This is a genomic window from Bacillus sp. A1 (assembly GCF_042296235.1).
GTDB classification, from domain to species: Bacteria; Bacillota; Bacilli; order Bacillales; family Bacillaceae; genus Bacillus; species Bacillus velezensis.
Window position 1 is genome coordinate 3,600,824 of record NZ_CP141181.1, and the last position, 16,169, is coordinate 3,616,992.

At 45.8% G+C, this 16,169-nt stretch carries 18 protein-coding genes; 9 read left to right on the plus strand and 9 right to left on the minus strand.

Going from position 1 to position 16,169, the window contains the following annotated elements; genetic code table 11:
- Positions 1-32: 32 nt before the first annotated feature.
- Positions 33-1,745, minus strand: a complete 1,713-nt coding sequence (gene alsS, locus U2H13_RS17660) for an acetolactate synthase AlsS (protein ID WP_061861604.1) — start codon at positions 1,743-1,745, stop codon at positions 33-35.
- Between the two features lie 156 nt (positions 1,746-1,901).
- Here alsS and alsR point away from each other — a divergent pair, with 156 nt between their 5' ends.
- Positions 1,902-2,810 carry an acetoin biosynthesis transcriptional regulator AlsR gene (gene alsR / locus U2H13_RS17665; RefSeq protein ID WP_007407528.1) on the plus strand — a complete coding sequence of 303 codons (909 nt, stop codon included), beginning with the start codon at positions 1,902-1,904 and terminating at the stop codon, positions 2,808-2,810.
- Positions 2,811-3,004: 194 nt separating this feature from the next.
- Positions 3,005-4,336, plus strand: coding sequence for an arsenic transporter (locus tag U2H13_RS17670; protein WP_015418370.1), 1,332 nt, complete (start codon positions 3,005-3,007; stop codon positions 4,334-4,336).
- A gap of 48 nt (positions 4,337-4,384) precedes the next feature.
- On the opposite strand, the gene U2H13_RS17675 is transcribed toward U2H13_RS17670, so the two are convergent.
- From U2H13_RS17675 to U2H13_RS17685, 3 genes are all read right to left on the minus strand, one after another.
- Positions 4,385-5,059 carry a hypothetical protein gene (locus U2H13_RS17675; protein WP_007407530.1) on the minus strand — a complete coding sequence of 225 codons (675 nt, stop codon included), beginning with the start codon at positions 5,057-5,059 and terminating at the stop codon, positions 4,385-4,387.
- A gap of 33 nt (positions 5,060-5,092) precedes the next feature.
- A complete protein-coding gene (locus U2H13_RS17680) occupies positions 5,093-5,986 on the minus strand; it encodes a hypothetical protein (RefSeq protein WP_007614229.1) in 894 nt (297 codons plus the stop codon).
- Between the two features lie 122 nt (positions 5,987-6,108).
- Entirely contained in the window at positions 6,109-7,203 is a 1,095-nt protein-coding gene (locus U2H13_RS17685) for a CotH kinase family protein (protein ID WP_064115309.1), read from the minus strand.
- A 140-nt stretch (positions 7,204-7,343) separates the two neighbouring features.
- Here U2H13_RS17685 and cotG point away from each other — a divergent pair, with 140 nt between their 5' ends.
- From cotG to U2H13_RS17700, 3 genes are all read left to right on the plus strand, one after another.
- Positions 7,344-7,760, plus strand: a complete 417-nt coding sequence (cotG, locus tag U2H13_RS17690) for a spore coat protein CotG (RefSeq protein ID WP_376700557.1) — start codon at positions 7,344-7,346, stop codon at positions 7,758-7,760.
- A gap of 156 nt (positions 7,761-7,916) precedes the next feature.
- Entirely contained in the window at positions 7,917-8,537 is a 621-nt protein-coding gene (locus U2H13_RS17695) for a flavin reductase family protein (RefSeq protein WP_014419051.1), read from the plus strand.
- Positions 8,538-8,701: 164 nt separating this feature from the next.
- On the plus strand, positions 8,702-9,046 hold the full coding sequence (locus U2H13_RS17700; protein WP_014419052.1) for a DUF4181 domain-containing protein: 345 nt from the start codon (positions 8,702-8,704) through the stop codon (positions 9,044-9,046).
- 7 nt (positions 9,047-9,053) lie between these two features.
- Here the strand turns inward: U2H13_RS17700 and ggt are convergent, their stop codons facing one another.
- Entirely contained in the window at positions 9,054-10,631 is a 1,578-nt protein-coding gene (gene ggt, locus U2H13_RS17705) for a gamma-glutamyltransferase (protein WP_088056395.1), read from the minus strand.
- 207 nt (positions 10,632-10,838) lie between these two features.
- On the opposite strand from ggt, the gene U2H13_RS17710 reads away from it, so the two are divergent.
- From U2H13_RS17710 to chrA, 3 genes are read left to right on the plus strand one after another with little or no spacing between them, the layout of a single operon-like run.
- Positions 10,839-11,315, plus strand: coding sequence for an Lrp/AsnC family transcriptional regulator (locus tag U2H13_RS17710; RefSeq protein ID WP_007407537.1), 477 nt, complete (start codon positions 10,839-10,841; stop codon positions 11,313-11,315).
- A 13-nt stretch (positions 11,316-11,328) separates the two neighbouring features.
- Positions 11,329-11,919, plus strand: coding sequence for a chromate efflux transporter subunit ChrB (chrB, locus tag U2H13_RS17715; protein ID WP_014419054.1), 591 nt, complete (start codon positions 11,329-11,331; stop codon positions 11,917-11,919).
- Positions 11,916-12,452 (plus strand): chromate resistance efflux protein ChrA, encoded by a 537-nt coding sequence (gene chrA / locus U2H13_RS17720; RefSeq protein ID WP_021494837.1) that lies wholly within the window; start codon positions 11,916-11,918, stop codon positions 12,450-12,452. Before chrB ends, chrA begins: the two co-directional genes overlap by 4 nt.
- Before the next feature lie 26 nt (positions 12,453-12,478).
- Here chrA and U2H13_RS17725 read toward each other — a convergent pair whose 3' ends face one another.
- Positions 12,479-12,697, minus strand: a complete 219-nt coding sequence (locus U2H13_RS17725; RefSeq protein WP_017418770.1) for a hypothetical protein — start codon at positions 12,695-12,697, stop codon at positions 12,479-12,481.
- A complete protein-coding gene (locus U2H13_RS17730) occupies positions 12,694-13,239 on the minus strand; it encodes a flavodoxin family protein (RefSeq protein ID WP_007614245.1) in 546 nt (181 codons plus the stop codon). The genes U2H13_RS17725 and U2H13_RS17730 overlap by 4 nt, the downstream gene beginning before the upstream one ends.
- Positions 13,240-13,361: 122 nt before the next feature.
- Between U2H13_RS17730 and U2H13_RS17735 the strand changes: the two genes are divergently transcribed.
- Positions 13,362-14,243 (plus strand): LysR family transcriptional regulator, encoded by an 882-nt coding sequence (locus U2H13_RS17735; protein WP_017418769.1) that lies wholly within the window; start codon positions 13,362-13,364, stop codon positions 14,241-14,243.
- Between the two features lie 87 nt (positions 14,244-14,330).
- Here the strand turns inward: U2H13_RS17735 and U2H13_RS17740 are convergent, their stop codons facing one another.
- Both U2H13_RS17740 and U2H13_RS17745 read right to left on the minus strand, forming a co-directional pair.
- Positions 14,331-15,047 (minus strand): endonuclease V, encoded by a 717-nt coding sequence (locus U2H13_RS17740; RefSeq protein WP_121984243.1) that lies wholly within the window; start codon positions 15,045-15,047, stop codon positions 14,331-14,333.
- Between the two features lies 1 nt (position 15,048).
- Positions 15,049-15,792 (minus strand): hypothetical protein, encoded by a 744-nt coding sequence (locus U2H13_RS17745; protein WP_238703830.1) that lies wholly within the window; start codon positions 15,790-15,792, stop codon positions 15,049-15,051.
- Positions 15,793-16,169 lie beyond the last annotated feature (377 nt).

The window sequence follows — 16,169 nt, forward strand, 5'->3', positions numbered from 1 at the left end:
GTTTTAGAAAACAGGTCATGGTGCGCAGAGTGCTAGAGAGCTTTTGCTTTCATTTTTTCTTTGAATTGCTTCGGAAGCATGTCGCTTGATAAATGAACATTGTCACTGTAATCGACAGGAATGTCAATGATGACAGGGCCTTCTGTGTTCAAGCCTTTTTGCAGCACGTCTGCCAGCTGTTCCGGTGACTCAACGCGCAAGCCGGTGGCGCCGAAGCTTTCTGCATATTTTACGATGTCAATGTTTCCGAAATCTACGCATGATGTACGGTTATATTTTTTCATTTGCTGGAATGCGACCATATCATATGTGCTGTCATTCCATACAAGGTGAACGATCGGCGCTTTTAAGCGGACTGCCGTTTCCAATTCCATTGCAGAGAACAGGAATCCTCCGTCTCCTGAAACGGATACGACTTTTTCACCCGGATTCACCAGTGTGGCGGCAATCGCCCAAGGAAGCGCTACGCCCAATGTCTGCATGCCGTTGCTGATCAACAGTTTCAGCGGCTCATAAGCGCGGAAGTAGCGGGACATCCAGATCGCGTGAGAACCGATATCGCAAGTGACGGTTACGTCGTCATCAATTGCATTGCGCAGTTCTTGGACGATTTGCAGAGGATGCACTCTGTCGGATTTATGGTCGCTTGGCGCCTTCTCGCTGTCTGTGAGCATCTGTTTTAATTCGCTCAGCACTTCTTGTTCACGGCTGCCCATATCAAATGTCACAGCGTCGTGTTCAATTTGTTTAACCGTAGCGGCGATATCGCCTAATAATTCTAATTCCGGCTGATAGGCATGATCGATATCGGCATGGATTTCGTCAAGATGGATAATAGCACGGTCGCCGTTTACGTTCCAGAACTTCGGATCGTATTCAATCGGATCATAACCGATCGTTAATACGACATCCGCCTGTTCAAGCAGAAGATCGCCCGGCTGGTTGCGGAACAGTCCGATCCGGCCGAAATATTGGTCTTCCAGCTCTCTGGACAATGTGCCGGCCCCTTGGTACGTTTCTACGAAAGGCAGTTTTGTTTTGGCAAGCAGTTTGCGGATTTGTTTTACCGCTTCCGGTCTTCCGCCTTTCATGCCGACTAACAGAACGGGAAGTTTCGCCGTCTGGATTTTCGCAATAGCCGCGCTGACCGCTTCTTCCGGTGCAGGGCCTTGTTTCGGCGCCGGCACGCTGCGTACGTTTTTCACATTTGTGATTTCATTCACAACATCCTGCGGAAAGCTCACAAAAGCCGCGCCTGCCTGACCTGCTGACGCTGCCCTGAAGGCGTTTGTTACCGCTTCTGGTATATTCCCTGTTTCCTGTACTTCTACACTGTATTTTGTAATCGGCTGAAATAGCGCCGCATTGTCCAATGATTGGTGTGTCCGTTTTAACCGGTCTGCGCGAATTACGTTACCCGCCAGCGCCACTACCGGATCACCTTCTGTATTAGCCGTTAACAAGCCGGTCGCCAAGTTGGATGCCCCCGGGCCTGAAGTAACGAGACAAACGCCTGGTTTTCCAGTCAGTCTTCCGACAGCCGCAGCCATAAATGCAGCGTTCTGTTCGTGACGGCATAAAACCAGTTCAGGTCCTTTATCTTTTAACGCATCAAATACTGCATCAATTTTTGCACCCGGAATGCCAAAAACATGTGTGACACCTTGCTCCACTAAGCAATCAACAACAAGCTCCGCCCCCCGATTTTTTTCAGAGGTTTTTAGTTCATTTGTTGCTTTTGCCAACACCCTCACTCCTTATTATGCATATTAAATATAAAATTTTAAGTAATTTGTGATATTATTCACTATACACTCTTTGGAAATTGACCTCCAATATCAATTCGCCGTATGATTAATATGTTTCACGAATAATTAACAAAGAGAAAGGAATGGATAAGGATGGAGCTTCGCCATCTTCAATACTTTATTGCCGTTGCCGAAGAACTTCATTTCGGCAAAGCTGCGCTTCGGTTAAATATGACACAGCCGCCTCTCAGCCAGCAGATCAAACAGCTTGAGAAGGAAGTCGGCGTGACCTTATTAAAGCGCACGAAACGGGTTGTAGAGCTTTCAGCTGCCGGAGAAAGTTTTTTAAAACACAGCAGAAACGCGATCGAAGAAATAGACAAAGCGATTGAAATGGCGCAGAGAACGGCGCGGGGAGAGCTCGGCCGCCTTGTCGTCGGTTTTGTCGGCTCGGCCACATATGAATTTCTGCCGCCGATCATTCGGGAATTCCGCGAAAAATTCCCCTCCGTCAAGCTTGATCTGCGTGAAATTTCTTCTTTCAGACAGCAGGAAGAACTTCTGAAGGGGAACATTGATATCGGCATCCTTCATCCGCCTTTACAGCATTCCGCGTTACATATGGAAAAGGTGCAGAGCAGTCCGTGCATTCTGGCTTTGCCGAAGCAGCACCCGCTTACCGCTAAACAGACAATCGACATTCAGGATTTAAAAAATGAACCGATTATCACACTGTCGAAAGAAACATGGCCGACTTTATACCTAGAGTTTGTAAACTACTGCGAGCAGGCGGGCTTCAAACCGAAAATCGTTCAGGAAGCGACGGAGTATCAAATGGTAATCGGATTGGTTAGTGCCGGTATCGGCGTAACCTTCGTGCCTTCTTCTGCTAAAAAGCTGTTTAATCTCGAAGTCGCCTACCGCGGCATTAATCAGGTGCAGCTCACTGCCGAATGGGTCATTGCCTACCGCAAGGATAATCAAAACCCGATTCTGAAACATTTTCTGGATATTATGAATAAGCGCCAGGCTTTATTGCAGGCGGATAAGGAAAATGCATAAAAAAGAGGGCCGCCGAAAGCAGCCTCTTTTTTTGTGCTTTTATGGAATTTTACTAAATTGGTAGAAACGCTCAGTACACCTTACGACCTGTACCCGTATACATACAGTACAACTGATCAGGAGGGATAAAAATAACGGGGCGGCAATGACCCATCTAAAAGGAGGCAGAACACATTACACATATTACCGTCATTTTGACCCTGATTTCTTTCTTTGTGACCATTATTTTTATATTTTGGAGACCCGGGGGATTAAATGAAGCCGTTCCGGCGTCGCTGGGTGCCATTCTCGTTTTGTTATGCGGAACCGTTTCCTTTCATGATTTGGGGGATATAGGGTCAAAAGTCACCGGAGCATCAATCACCATTATCTCCACAATGATTATGGCGATCGCGCTGGAAAGCTTCGGTTTTTTTAACTGGGCGGCGGCCAAACTGCTTCACCGCGCCAAGGGATCGGGCATCCGGCTTTTTTGGCTGACCAACCTGCTCTGTTTTTCAATGACGCTCTTTCTGAATAATGACGGCAGCGTCTTAATCACCACTCCTATTTTACTATTGGTCTTACAATATCTCGGACTTAAAAGACATCAGAAAACACCGTATTTAATAAGCGGCGTATTAATTGCGACGGCGGCAAGCACCCCGATCGGCGTCAGTAATATCGTCAATTTAATTTCTCTCAAAATGATAGGCATGGACCTTTATTTGTACACCAATATGATGTTTATCCCCGGCACGCTGGGACTGGTGTTTATGGCCTTTCTGCTGTTTGCCGTTTTTTACCGCCGTTTGCCGAAACAGCTCCCCGATATTCCGGTTCATTTTGACTCGCTGGAACACAAACGATATCATCCGCTTCAGCCTCCGCCGGACCCGACCCAAAACAGCCGTACGAACATCATGTTTTGTGTTTTGGCATTTGTATTGTTCGTCCGGATCAGTCTGTTTGCAGCTTCTTACAACGGCATATCCGTTTCGCTCGTGGCTGTCATCAGTTCAGTCATCCTGCTTGGCTGGAGATGGATTTATTTAAAAATCGGACCGGCAGACTTATTAAGGAAAGCGCCTTGGCATATCTTTATTTTTGCCTTCACGATGTACATTATCATCTACGGACTGCATAATATCGGACTGACGGCGCTGCTTGTTCAGTCTATTGAGCCTTATGTCTCACAAAGCATTGCCCACGCCGCATCTATTATGGGCATCGCTACATCCGTCCTCTCTAATTTGTTCAATAACCATCCCGCCTTAATGATCAGCACTTTGACCTTAACTGAAATGTCCATCGACCCATTAACCGTAAAGATCATTTATTTGGCTAATATTATCGGCAGTGATATCGGATCATTGCTTCTGCCGATCGGGACATTAGCCACGCTGATCTGGATGCATATCATCAGACAGCACGGCGAAAAAGTTTCTTGGTCAGAATATATCAAAACGACCATTATCGTTGTCCCTCTCACCGTCGTGTTTACCATTACCGTTTTATATGTTTGGATCAGTTGGATTTACCTTTAGCCCTGATGAAAAAAACTGCCTGCTGTATAAGAGAGGCAGTTTTATCATTTATGGCAGGTGCATGGTTTTTAAATGATTCAATTTCCAAAAAACAGTATCTCCGTCTGCATTGGTCAATTCAAGAATATTATCTGAGACATCCTGTAACAGCCCGACTTTATTCGGTATATCTCCTAAATCCAGAATAATCAGCTTCCCGATATATCTTTTTAATTGCTCCTCAAAATTCCGGACGAGGGGCACATTAGCGGGAACAACCGGCAGCTCTGAACTGTTTAATGTATACGGCGTCTGCTCATCGGAATAGGGTGTCAGCCATTTCAAATGATGCATCGAGATGAAAAGAGTCTTATAAACCGGAGAGAAGAAAACAAAATAATCATTTAAAACACTTGTCACATACCCATGAATGGAACGGTCTCCCGTAACAAATATTTCTGTGAATCTGCCTTTTATATGCTGGAGGGTATTCCGGTAAGAAAAGGAATGTTCCTGTTTTTCGGGATGCGGACTTTTTTTTCTTGCGTACGGTTCTTTATTCTCTTCGTCCGGGAGCGTCAATGTCATCCTCTGAAGGTGCAGCAGCGGAATATAAAGAAACGTCCGGCCGTCATGAATCACAATGATATCCTGACCGATATCCAAAAGAGTTCCTGAAAATGTCGTATTCCCCGATATCTCAATATCGACTTGTTTATCCAGAAATCTGCTTAATCCAGCCATTTCATTCCCCCCTCTCCCGCGTTTACGGACCAATCATTTACGGCCGTGTTTCCACCGATAATCTATTGTCCTTAATACAGTGGCATAGCTATAAGAGTTCTCTTCCTCCCTTTTTGAAGATCGAACGGATCTTGACGATCTTTTCGACTTTTTAGAGGAAGTACGCTGCTCTTCGCGTGATTCTTCCTCATGCGGCTTTTCTTCTTCGGCGCTCTCTTTCTCACCTTTATTCTCGTCGTCTTTATTCTCCTCTTTTTTAGCTGCTCCTTTTGCCCCTTCGCTGATGCTCTTGATATGAAAAGGATAGATCCGCAGCACTTCTTTATCTTTCACAAGAGTGTAGTGGCCGTCGGAATTATCCACAAGTATACCTTCAACGGCTTCAGGACCTCCGCGGTTGATGGATACCCATTTGTGGATCAGGCGTTTAAATATGCCGTGAAAATCATCAGCCATTTCAAATTCCGGGCGCTCCTCCTCTTGGCCGTCCTCTTCTTGTTCCGCGCTGATGCTTTTGACATGATCGGCGTTAAAATATACAATTCCGTCATCTTCCGTTTCCAGCACGAGAAAATCATCCCCTGTTTCGTGAAGCTTTCCTCTTTTCGATTCCGGACCTCCCTGATTCAATTGCACCGTGCGATTGGTCATCCGGCTGATCAGATCTTGAAAATCATCAGCTTTTTCACATTCTGCCGCTTCGGCCGGCGATACGGTTTCACTCGTATTTTCCGTCACACTTTTCACGTGTTTCCATTGATAATAAACGATTTTATTATCAACCTGAAGAGCGATATAATCCGATTGAATGTCTGCTAATCTCCCTGTCTTGGACTCCGGGCCTCCCCGGTAGACAGTAATTACTTTTCCTTCCATCGCATGCAAAAAGTTGTCATCAGACCGCTGCCGCTTCGTATTGCGTTTCATCTATTGTCCTCCTAGTCATTTTTCTCATAATGTAAAAAGCATAATGCATATATACGTATCACGATTATTTTCGGGAACTGATTCACCAGCCTATTTGTAAAAAATCTTTCTTCATTTCCAAATCAGATATTCCACCGCTCTAACTCACTGCTGATGAAGGCTGACCGCTCCTTAATGTATTCGCAAATCACTTCAGGCTCCCGGTCAAAGCAATCAATCTCTTCTTTCTTATATGGATCCTTCGCGACATGCGGCCTGATCTGCTCATACAGTGACATGACCTTCGGCTTCATATGTTCAATGGTAAACCGCGTCTGAAGCGTCTCTTCCAAAAGCCGTTTGTACGCTTTGCGGAAATACGGTTCATCCAGAAGCCTTGCAGTCAAGGTATTAAACCCTTGTATTCTGACATAATCGGCCTCCATCCGATCACCATGAATGTCTCTTCCCCACGTCGCATCGTAATCCCACGGAATGACTTCAAAAAGTCCCGTTTCATGATTCCGGTATAAAGCGTAATTATGAACAAATCCATCGTAGTTTGAGGTAAACACGATGCCCGCAAGCCACCGCAAATACTTATCGGCGTCCAAGTGTTTGACGATCTCCCCCTTGAACTCTGACTTCGGAACGGTATTAATTTTATAGATCATATCCTGCAAGTATAAATCGTCTTCTTTCGTTCCCGTTTTCTTTTCATAACCAAGTTCGAGCGATGTTTTCGTATCCCGCTCCAGATCACTGACGAGGGAGAAATTGGCGTCGTCATCAACCGCGTAAAAAACAGCGCCGTCCGCCAAATTCCGTTTCGCCAGAAAATATTCATCCACTGACTCCAGCTCAAGATACACCCCCTCATGTCTGCCATTGATTTGCAGGGTTACGAAATTCGCCTTTGGTGACAGCGTCCCAAGCTCCGCGAAGAAATCGAGAGACAGCTTATTCCGCATCATCGACGGATCTTTGTATTCAGCGTTTAAATGTATCTCTTTCGCCCTGCGAAATGTTTTCGGCGAATAAAAAGCGATGTGATACGATTTTTTCTTGAAATCTCTTATATGCGAGCCGCGGTACGCCAGATCAATGTCAAGCCTTTTTTGTTTCACTCTCAGCACCGCGGGCACCGGATCATCATCCCAAATGTCTTTTTTCAGCTCCATTAAGTCTTTCGGGTGAATAAACAGCTGGTATAGAGGCAATGTTGATTGGTCTTTCATCAGTAACCCTCCCTGTATTAATTTAGGCTGTGCTTTTTATATAAAACTCAGCGAATCACACATACACTTTTTTCATTCATGCGTACTATGTGGTAGTAAGGATCGCATCCTTAAAACATATATCATGAGGAGGTTTCAAAATGGGCCACTATTCCCATTCTGATATCGAAGAAGCAGTAAAATCCGCAAGCACCGAGGGATTGGAAGATTATTTGTACCAAGAACCAAAAAGCAGTAAGAAGAGAAAATCTCGCAGCCATAAAAAATCTCGTTCTCACAAAAAATCTCGCAGTCATAAAAAGTCCCGTTCTCACAAAAAATCTCGCAGCCATAAAAAGTCCCGTTCTCACAAAAAATCTCGCAGCCGTAAAAAATCTTGCCGGTCTCACAAAAAATCTCGCAGCCACAAAAAATCATGCCGCCGCAAGAAAAAACGCACGCAGAAAAAACCTTATCGTCCTCATAAAAAAGACCCTTGCAAAAAAGACGATTACTGCAGCAAAACAGAGTACTGGAAAGACGGGAACATCTGGGTTGTAAAGAAAAACTACAAGTAACACCATTCGTTAATAGGCTGCCGGCTAAACGGAAGCCTTTTTCCTCAATCAGATATATGCCACGTGATAAGATATGCAGCCGGTTTTCTTTTGTTGTGTTTCCGAATTTTCTTTCTGTATAATCAGGTCATACGATAAAGAAAGGCGGCCGAAATCATGCATATCTTACGAGCAGACGAACTGAACGCAAAAGACACTTACAAATTGCTTTCGGGCACAGTCGTTCCCCGGCCGATCGCATTTGTCACTACGCGGTCATCCATCAACGGCGCCGTAAACGCGGCGCCCTTCAGTTTCTATAACGTTGTCTCCGCAGAACCGCCGCTTCTGGCCATCTCAGTCAGCCGCGCGGACGGGCGGCAGAAAGACACCGCGAGAAACGCAATCGCTCATCGGGAATTCGTGGTGCACGTCAGTGATGAGTCCATTATTGAAGACATTAACAAAACGGCGGCAAGGCTTGATCCTGATGTCAGTGAGCTTGGCATGACAGACCTTTCTGTGACAGACAGCGCTTGCATCAGCGTTCCCGGTATAAAAGAAGCAAAGGTCAGGTTTGAATGTATACTCGAACGCCATCTTCCGTTCCAAAATGACAGCGGAGAAACGACGACAGACCTCATCATCGGCAGAGTCGTTTGTTTTCATTTGAATGACCAAGTATATGACGCCGATAAAGGCTACATACGGACAGATGAGCTGAAGCCTGCGGCAAGGCTCGCGGGGAATGAATACGCCAGACTCGGGAAGACATATACGCTTGTCCGCCCGACCTGAAGCAGGAACCATTATAATAGAAGAAACTAGTCAAAAAGACCCCTTTCGAAAGGGGTCTTTTTGAGTCTTTTACCATGTAACTCAGCCTAATGTCTTGTAGAATGCCGAAACTTACAAGGTCCTCACCCGTATGAAACGAGTGGCACATTTTTAGGAGGCAGACGATGGATTTCACTCAGTTACTGATTTTTTCAGCCGTATTTATTTTGCTCAGCCTTATGTTTCAAGTATTTGCCGTCAAAGTTCTCAATTTGCCAAAGCCTGTTAAAAAGCAGAAGCCGATAAACGGCACACATCGATTAATCGAAATCACACTGCTTATTACGGGCATCGCAGCGGTGAATTTTTTCAATGAAATGTACGTATTTGCGGGAGTTGTTTTCATGCTATTTTGCTGCAGCGGCTTAATGGAATGGCGGCACCGGCGGGAGGAAAAGCAATATGTGTACGATTCGTTTTACGCGGGTCTTTCTGCCGCGCTTGGCGTGCTTATTTTTTTCATCAGTTAGCGTAGCTCTATACTCCTGCGGCCGCTCCGTCGCCGCGCGGGTCGGCCCCGCCTTGGAGAAAGCCTTCTTCATCAATGACGATCGCTGCCGCATGGCCCATAAGCCCGTTGAAATCACCAACGGTCTCGACGCGGTGGCCGCTCTGCCTTAGGGCTTCTCTTGTTTCAGGGCTGATTCTGCTTTCAACCCTCAGCCCTTCATACTCCTCTCCCCATGTCCGTCCCCAGACCCAGCGCGGCTCATTGATCGCCTGCTGGGGGTTCATTTTGTAATCAATGATGCGCGTAATCATCGCTGTCTGAGTTTGCGGCTGGCCTTCTCCTCCCTGGGTTCCGTACAGGATGTGCGGTCTTCCTTCTTTACAGGCCATCGCCGGCATGAGGGTGTGGAACGTCCGCTTGCCGGGTTCAAGTGTATTGACATGGGATTCGTCCAGCGAAAAAAATGACCCGCGGTTTTGCAGCAGAATGCCCGTCTCCCCCGCTGTAACGGCAGATCCGAACTCGAAATAGAGGCTCTGAATAAAGGAAACGGCATTTCCTTCCGCATCGGCAACGGCGGCATAAGCAGTGTCGCTTCCGACCGGCCGGCTTACCGCCGGCGCAGCCACGTTACCGATTTCTTCCGCAAGCTGCTTTGCATACCGTTTATCAAGCAGCCGATCCAGCGGAATATGAGAAAATGCCGGATCAGTCAGCACTTCATTCCGGTGCTGAAAACTCTTCTTCAGCGCCTCGATCAGCAGATGATAATAGTCAAAGGAACCGTGTTCGATCTGAGAAAAATCATAGTTTTCCAATATATTGAGCGTCATTAAGCCTGTAAAGCCCTGTGAATTCGGCGGAGCCTGATAGATTTTGCACCCGCGGTAATCGGAGGATACCGGGTTCGTCCACTCGCCGCGGTGGGCTTTAAAGTCATCAAGTGTCAGACGGCCGCCGTTGTTTTGCAGAAAGGATGTGATGCGTTGAGCGAGGTCTCCTTCATAAAAAGCGCTTCTGCCTTTCTCGGCAAGCTGCTCCAAGCTGGCCGCCAGATCCTTCTGGACAAACCGTTCACCGGGCATGGGCGCTTTTTTGTTTCTCGTAAAAATGGCCGAGGTGTAAGGCGTCGAGGCTAAAAGAGCGAGATTGCGTTCTGTGTGGGCGCACTGGTCGGCGGACACCGGAAATCCGTTTGCCGCATAATCAAGAGCTGGCTTCAGCACCTCAGCGAGCGAAAGACGCCCGTACGCCGAAAGCACGGCATCCCAGCTGTCCGCCATTCCCGGAACGGTAATGGCGCTTTCTGTCCCGCGCAGAGGGATCGCTTCTCTGCCCCGATACAAGTCTCTCGTCACATGCTTCCCTGAACGGCCGCTCCCGTTATAAGCTTTGATTCGTCCCGTTTCTTTATGGTAAGTGAGCCAAAATGAATCCCCTCCAAGACCCGTCATATGCGGATACACGACTGCCAGACAGGCGCTGACCGCCACTGCCGCGTCAAACGCGTTTCCGCCCTTTTCCAGAATGCCGGCCCCCGCCTGAGAAGCGAGATAATGCGGACTGACGACCATTTGTTTCGTTCCGATGGTTGAAGTATTCATGGCAAGCCCCTTTACAAATTTTCTCAAGTATAAAAAGCGGCTTCGGGGCCATCCACATTCCTGAAAGAAAATCTTACACACTATTTACTTTTCGATAAGAAATAATTCTAAGTTATTACGTATCGAAAACAATAAAAAAATTCTCCCTTCATACCGTAATGTTTCATGATACAATAATGTCTACCAAATGAAGGAAGGTGAAGCGGGTTGGAACATGAATACAGCATTCCGAATCTTGTCCTTGATGAAACGGATAAACAGATTCTTTCGATTTTGCACGAGGAAGGGAGGATTTCCTATACAGACGTAGGAAAGCGGGTTAACCTGTCGCGAGTGGCGGTTCAGCACCGCATTCAGCATTTACTGGATGCCGGTGTGATTGAAAAATTCACCGCTGTCATCAACCCGGCGAAAATCGGCCGTCACGTGTCCGTGTTTTTTAATGTGGAGGTGGAGCCGCAGTATTTGGAGGAAACCGCATTAAAGCTTGAAAAGGAGCCGGCCGTGACAAGCCTTTATCACATGACCGGACCGAGCAAGCTGCATATGCACGGCATTTTCGCAAATGATCAGGAGATGGAAGAGTTTTTGACAAAACGGCTCTATACGCAAAAAGGCGTCGTCAGCGTCGACTGCCAAATGCTAATTAAACGGTATAAAAGCAGAACGGGCATGAAGCTGTAAGGAGGACATAGCCATGAAACATCCCTATTGGGACATTACGGCGGCGATGGTCCGAACGGGCATTCTCGGATTCGGGGGCGGCCCGTCGGTGATCCCGCTCATCCGCCATGAAGCCGTCAATAAATACAAATGGATAGATGATGATGAATTCGGAGAAATATTAGCGATCGCTAATGCGCTTCCCGGACCGATTGCCACAAAAGTGGCTGCGTATCTGGGCTTTAAGCTGAAAGGCACGTTAGGCGCAATCGCGGCAACCCTCGCACATATTCTGCCTACATGTCTTGCGATGGCAGGCTTGTTTGCGGCTGTCAATGTCTTAAGCCACTCAGCAATTGTTGCCGGCATGATTGGCGCCGTAACACCGGTGATCGCCGTCATGCTCGGCATCATGGCGTACGAGTTTGGCCAAAAAGCGCTTAAAGGATTCGGCTGGGTCACGGGCATCCTGTTTTTTATCATCGCTTTTATCGGCCTGCAAACGTTACAGATCAATCCCGGCTTTGTCATTATCATTTTCTTGGCGTACGGCGCGTTTCATTTTAAATTAAAGGACAAAATCACAAATAAACGTTCAAAAGATAAAGGAATGTCGGCCTCATGATCATGATTTATATATTTATGGCGTTTTTTGTCGCAAACGTACTCGGATATGGAGGCGGACCGGCGTCGATCCCGCTGATGTTTGAAGAAGTCGTCAACAGATACAGCTGGCTCTCAAACGATCAATTTTCAAATATGCTCGCACTTGCGAACGCATTGCCGGGCCCGATCGCAACCAAAATCGCGGCGTATGTCGGTTACAGCGCAGGCGGGTGGCCCGGGTTCCTGATTGCGCTGATCGCCACTGTCGTACCGTCGGCGCTCGCATTGATCGTCCTCTTGCGCATCATTCAGCGCTTCCGCCAATCCCCCGTCATCAAAGGTATGACGCTGTCCGTCCAGCCTGTCATCGCCGTCATGATGCTCATTCTTACCTGGCAAATCGGCGCAGACGGCATCAAAGCGATCGGCTGGGTTCAAGCGATAGTGATTGCGGGGATTTCCCTCCTTGCCTTGACAAAATTCAAGATGCATCCGGCCTTCCTGATTATCGCGGCGTTTTTGTATGGAGGTCTTGTGGTTCCTCATTTATAAAGAAAAGCACCTGGACAGGTGCTTTTTTATTTTGGCCCAGAAATACCATTTGATATGACAACTGTTTCTTCGCCTGCATCACTCTTGATGATTTGCTTGACTTGCAGCGTTGCGCCTGCCATTCTCACAAATTGCTGAACCTGAGGCGAATTGGTTTCAGCCTGTATCCAAACAGAAGTCGGCGCTTTCCAAGCTAAAAAGAGTGCGAGAATCAACATACCAGAGATAACCAGCAGCAGTTTCATAGAGCATCACTTCTTTTCAATAAGCTGCTCGCCGCGCTCAGCGCCTGATGATCATGAAGAATATCACCGGGACGATTGCCTTCTCCCAGCACATAGCCTTTAAAGGACATCCCCATAAAATGAAAAATATGTTCAAATTGCTGAATCAGCGGCAGCCCTTTTAGTTTAGGATTGTCTCCTCCCACTGCTGTTACATATGCCTGCTTCGCTGACATTTGCTGTTTAAAATCAGGAAATCTCGGATCTCTCAGCGTCTGTGACCAGCGATCAATAAACAGCTTTAATGTCCCTGACATGCCAAACCAATAAATTGGGGTGGCGAATACAAGAATATCGCACGGCAATATCCGCTCAATGATAGAATCGCAGTCATCTTGAACAGGACGAAAGCCGCCTTGAGCGTGACGCAGATCTTCAATTGGCTGGAGCCGATATTTCCGCAAATGAATGTGCTCCGCATCGAATCCTTGAACAGCCTTCTCCGCAAGAATATCCGTATTTCCGCCAGACCTCGTTCCGCCATGAATAACCGCAATTTTCATGATGCATCTGCTCCTTTGTTTACGAATGATTTTCTTCATCATATAATGGATTCATCAATCAATACAGATGATTATTTCGATTATTCCAATCGGTAAAACCGATTTAGAAAGGGCGAGAACATATGGAATTGAAGCAGCTGATCACCTTTATTACCGCAGCAGAACATGTAAACTTCACCCTAACCGCCAAGATGCTTAACTATGCACAATCAAGCGTTACCTCTCAGATCAAATCACTTGAAGAAGAAATCGGGACTCCTTTATTTGAACGGCTCGGCAAGCGGCTCATCCTGACAGAAGCCGGCAAAACATTCAAATCCTATGCGGAGAAGATCATTGCGTTAACAGAAGAAGCAAAAATGGCCGCAAATCAAGTAAGAGAAACAACCGGAACCTTGAAAATCGGCGCGACGGAAAGCCAGTGCACATACCGCCTTCCGCCTATCATAAAAGAATTCAAACAGGCTTTTCCTCAAGTAAAGCTCATATTCAAACCGTATGTGTCCAACGAACAAGCGAAAGAACAGCTCTTACAGGGCCAGCTTGATATCACTTTCATTTTGGATGTGAACCGAACGGAAGACGCACTGCACGTTGAATCTTTGATTCAGGATGAAATCAAAATGGTAGCCGCCAATGATCATCCTTTTCCAGCAGACTCACCAGCAACATTGAAAGATCTTCAAAACGAAACCCTTCTGCTGACAGAGGACGGCTGTTCATACCGCACGCTCTTTGAGAACACTTTACATGACGCCGGAGTCTACCCTAACAAATTAGAATTCGTCAGCATAGAAGCCATCAAACAATGCGTGATGGCCGGACTTGGAATTGGACTATTGCCTGAAATGACAGTAAAAGACGATATTGCCGAAGGACGGATGAAAGAACTCAGCTGGCAGAATGAATGCCCTGTTTTTACTCAATTAGCATGGCATAAGGACAAGTGGATGTCTGCGCCATTAAAGGCTTTTATCGATTTGACGCGAAAAACATTCAAATAAAAATCTATCTGCAAGGACGACAAAGTTTTTAATAAAGCAGACACCAGGCATACAAAAAAAACACTTGGTGGCTTAGAGCCCCAAGTGTTACACGTGATTTTTCCGATAAAACGTTCGCAAAACATGCGTTTCAAGGTCAGCCAGACGGACAGGGATCGGCAGCCTGCTTTCTCGATTGATCATTTTCATTGTGATCTGATAGCTGCTTTCTAAATCAATGTTATGTCCGCAAGACAAGAAGATAGGCTTCACGTCCCGCCGTGTACGCAGCGCCCGGCCATATACCTCGCCGTCAATGAGAATATCGGTGTAGGCGCCGACTTCATTTTCGGGCATCACGAAATCGCAGCCTTTAATTTTGAGATAGGTTTTCGCAATCCCAATCGTCGGCTTACCCAGAAAAAAAGCCGCATGGGTGGCAACGCCCATATGATTGTAATGCAGATATCCGTTGCCATCAAACAAAAACACATCCGGCTCCGCCTCCAGCTTTTCGGCCGCTTCAATGATCAGCGGCAGCTCGCGAAACGCAAGAAAACCGGAAACATACGGCACGCCGATTTTCCCCATGCTGTGCACTTTTTCAATCACTTCTTTTGTATCAGCTTCAATCACGATGATACTGCATACGCCGTACGGTTCCCCGTCCTGCTCCCAATAAGCGAGGTCGACGCCTGCGCAGGTGTTGACGGAGTCTGGGGTGATGGAATGAGATAGGTTAATTTTATGTTTAAGGGATTGTTGTGTTCGAACAAAATCCGATTCATCTTTTAGATCAAAATCGTGAATTTGATGTATTTTCATTTCACTTGTTTTCCTCTCTAAAAATAGTCTTCGTGCTCAATCGTCCTGCGTTTCGATCTAACGAAGACTCCTTCAACAAATTATATCTTTTATTAAAATTCATTTTTCTTTCTTTCATAAAAATAAGGTCCAATTGTTTAAGTAATTCTTTAAGTTCAGTACACATAATATCTTCTAAAGGATTTTCCCAATCTTCGTTTTTTATCAGTTCAATGCCATAACTGCCGGTTGGATCGCCTTCTGGGTACCACCCTGCATCAAGCAGCAAATTTTTAGTTTTATGAGAAATCTGCAGGAGGTCTTGATTAAAGTCAAATAACCAAGCATCATCATTTTCCTCTAGAGTTTTAGGGTCAGTATCTTTTAATGTAATATAATCAACAGTCCAGCCCGCCGGTATCTTAAGCCTTAAGAAATTGGGAACATGTTGGCTTAGCTGTTGCAAACCCTCTAAAACCCCGCTTCCCACAGTCCAGATTTGATATTCTAGCTCTTCCAATAATTGTTCCATTTCATTAAAAGAGTCTTCTTTATAAATCTTATCTGCTTTTAAGCCCGCTACTTTGACATGATATTGATCATTTTCAAATATTGCCTTAATAACAGCATTACGTTTTTCATTTTGTAGTTTTAGCAGTTCATATTTTTCTTCCATTCTTTTTTCTGAATTTAAATTGTTCTGTACTACAGACCAGCCATTACAGATTTTCAATGGCTGCAATTGAGAAATTTGATTTCTGTCCATCCAGTTTCTCCTTGTACTCCACATTGTTATACTATCTATAAAAAAACTTGCCGATGACAACAGGGCAAGCTCTTAACTATAGCAATTCTAATACATCAGTAAACAAGGCATCTCCTAATGTTAATCTCTGGGATGTATATTCGCTTTTGGAACATCTAATTTATTATGTTTTCTTACCATGAGAATCTCTGTTAGTAACTATTCATTTCCTAATCTTTAATTTTAATAAGGTTCAATCTCCTTATGGGTACAACCCAAATAAATATACTAATCATTCATAGCTTTCGGGGGTATAAAAGCGACTAATTGACCTTCAGGATATATACCTTTCCATCCACAAGGCCATCCGCCGGATTTATATACTTGAAACATTTTCT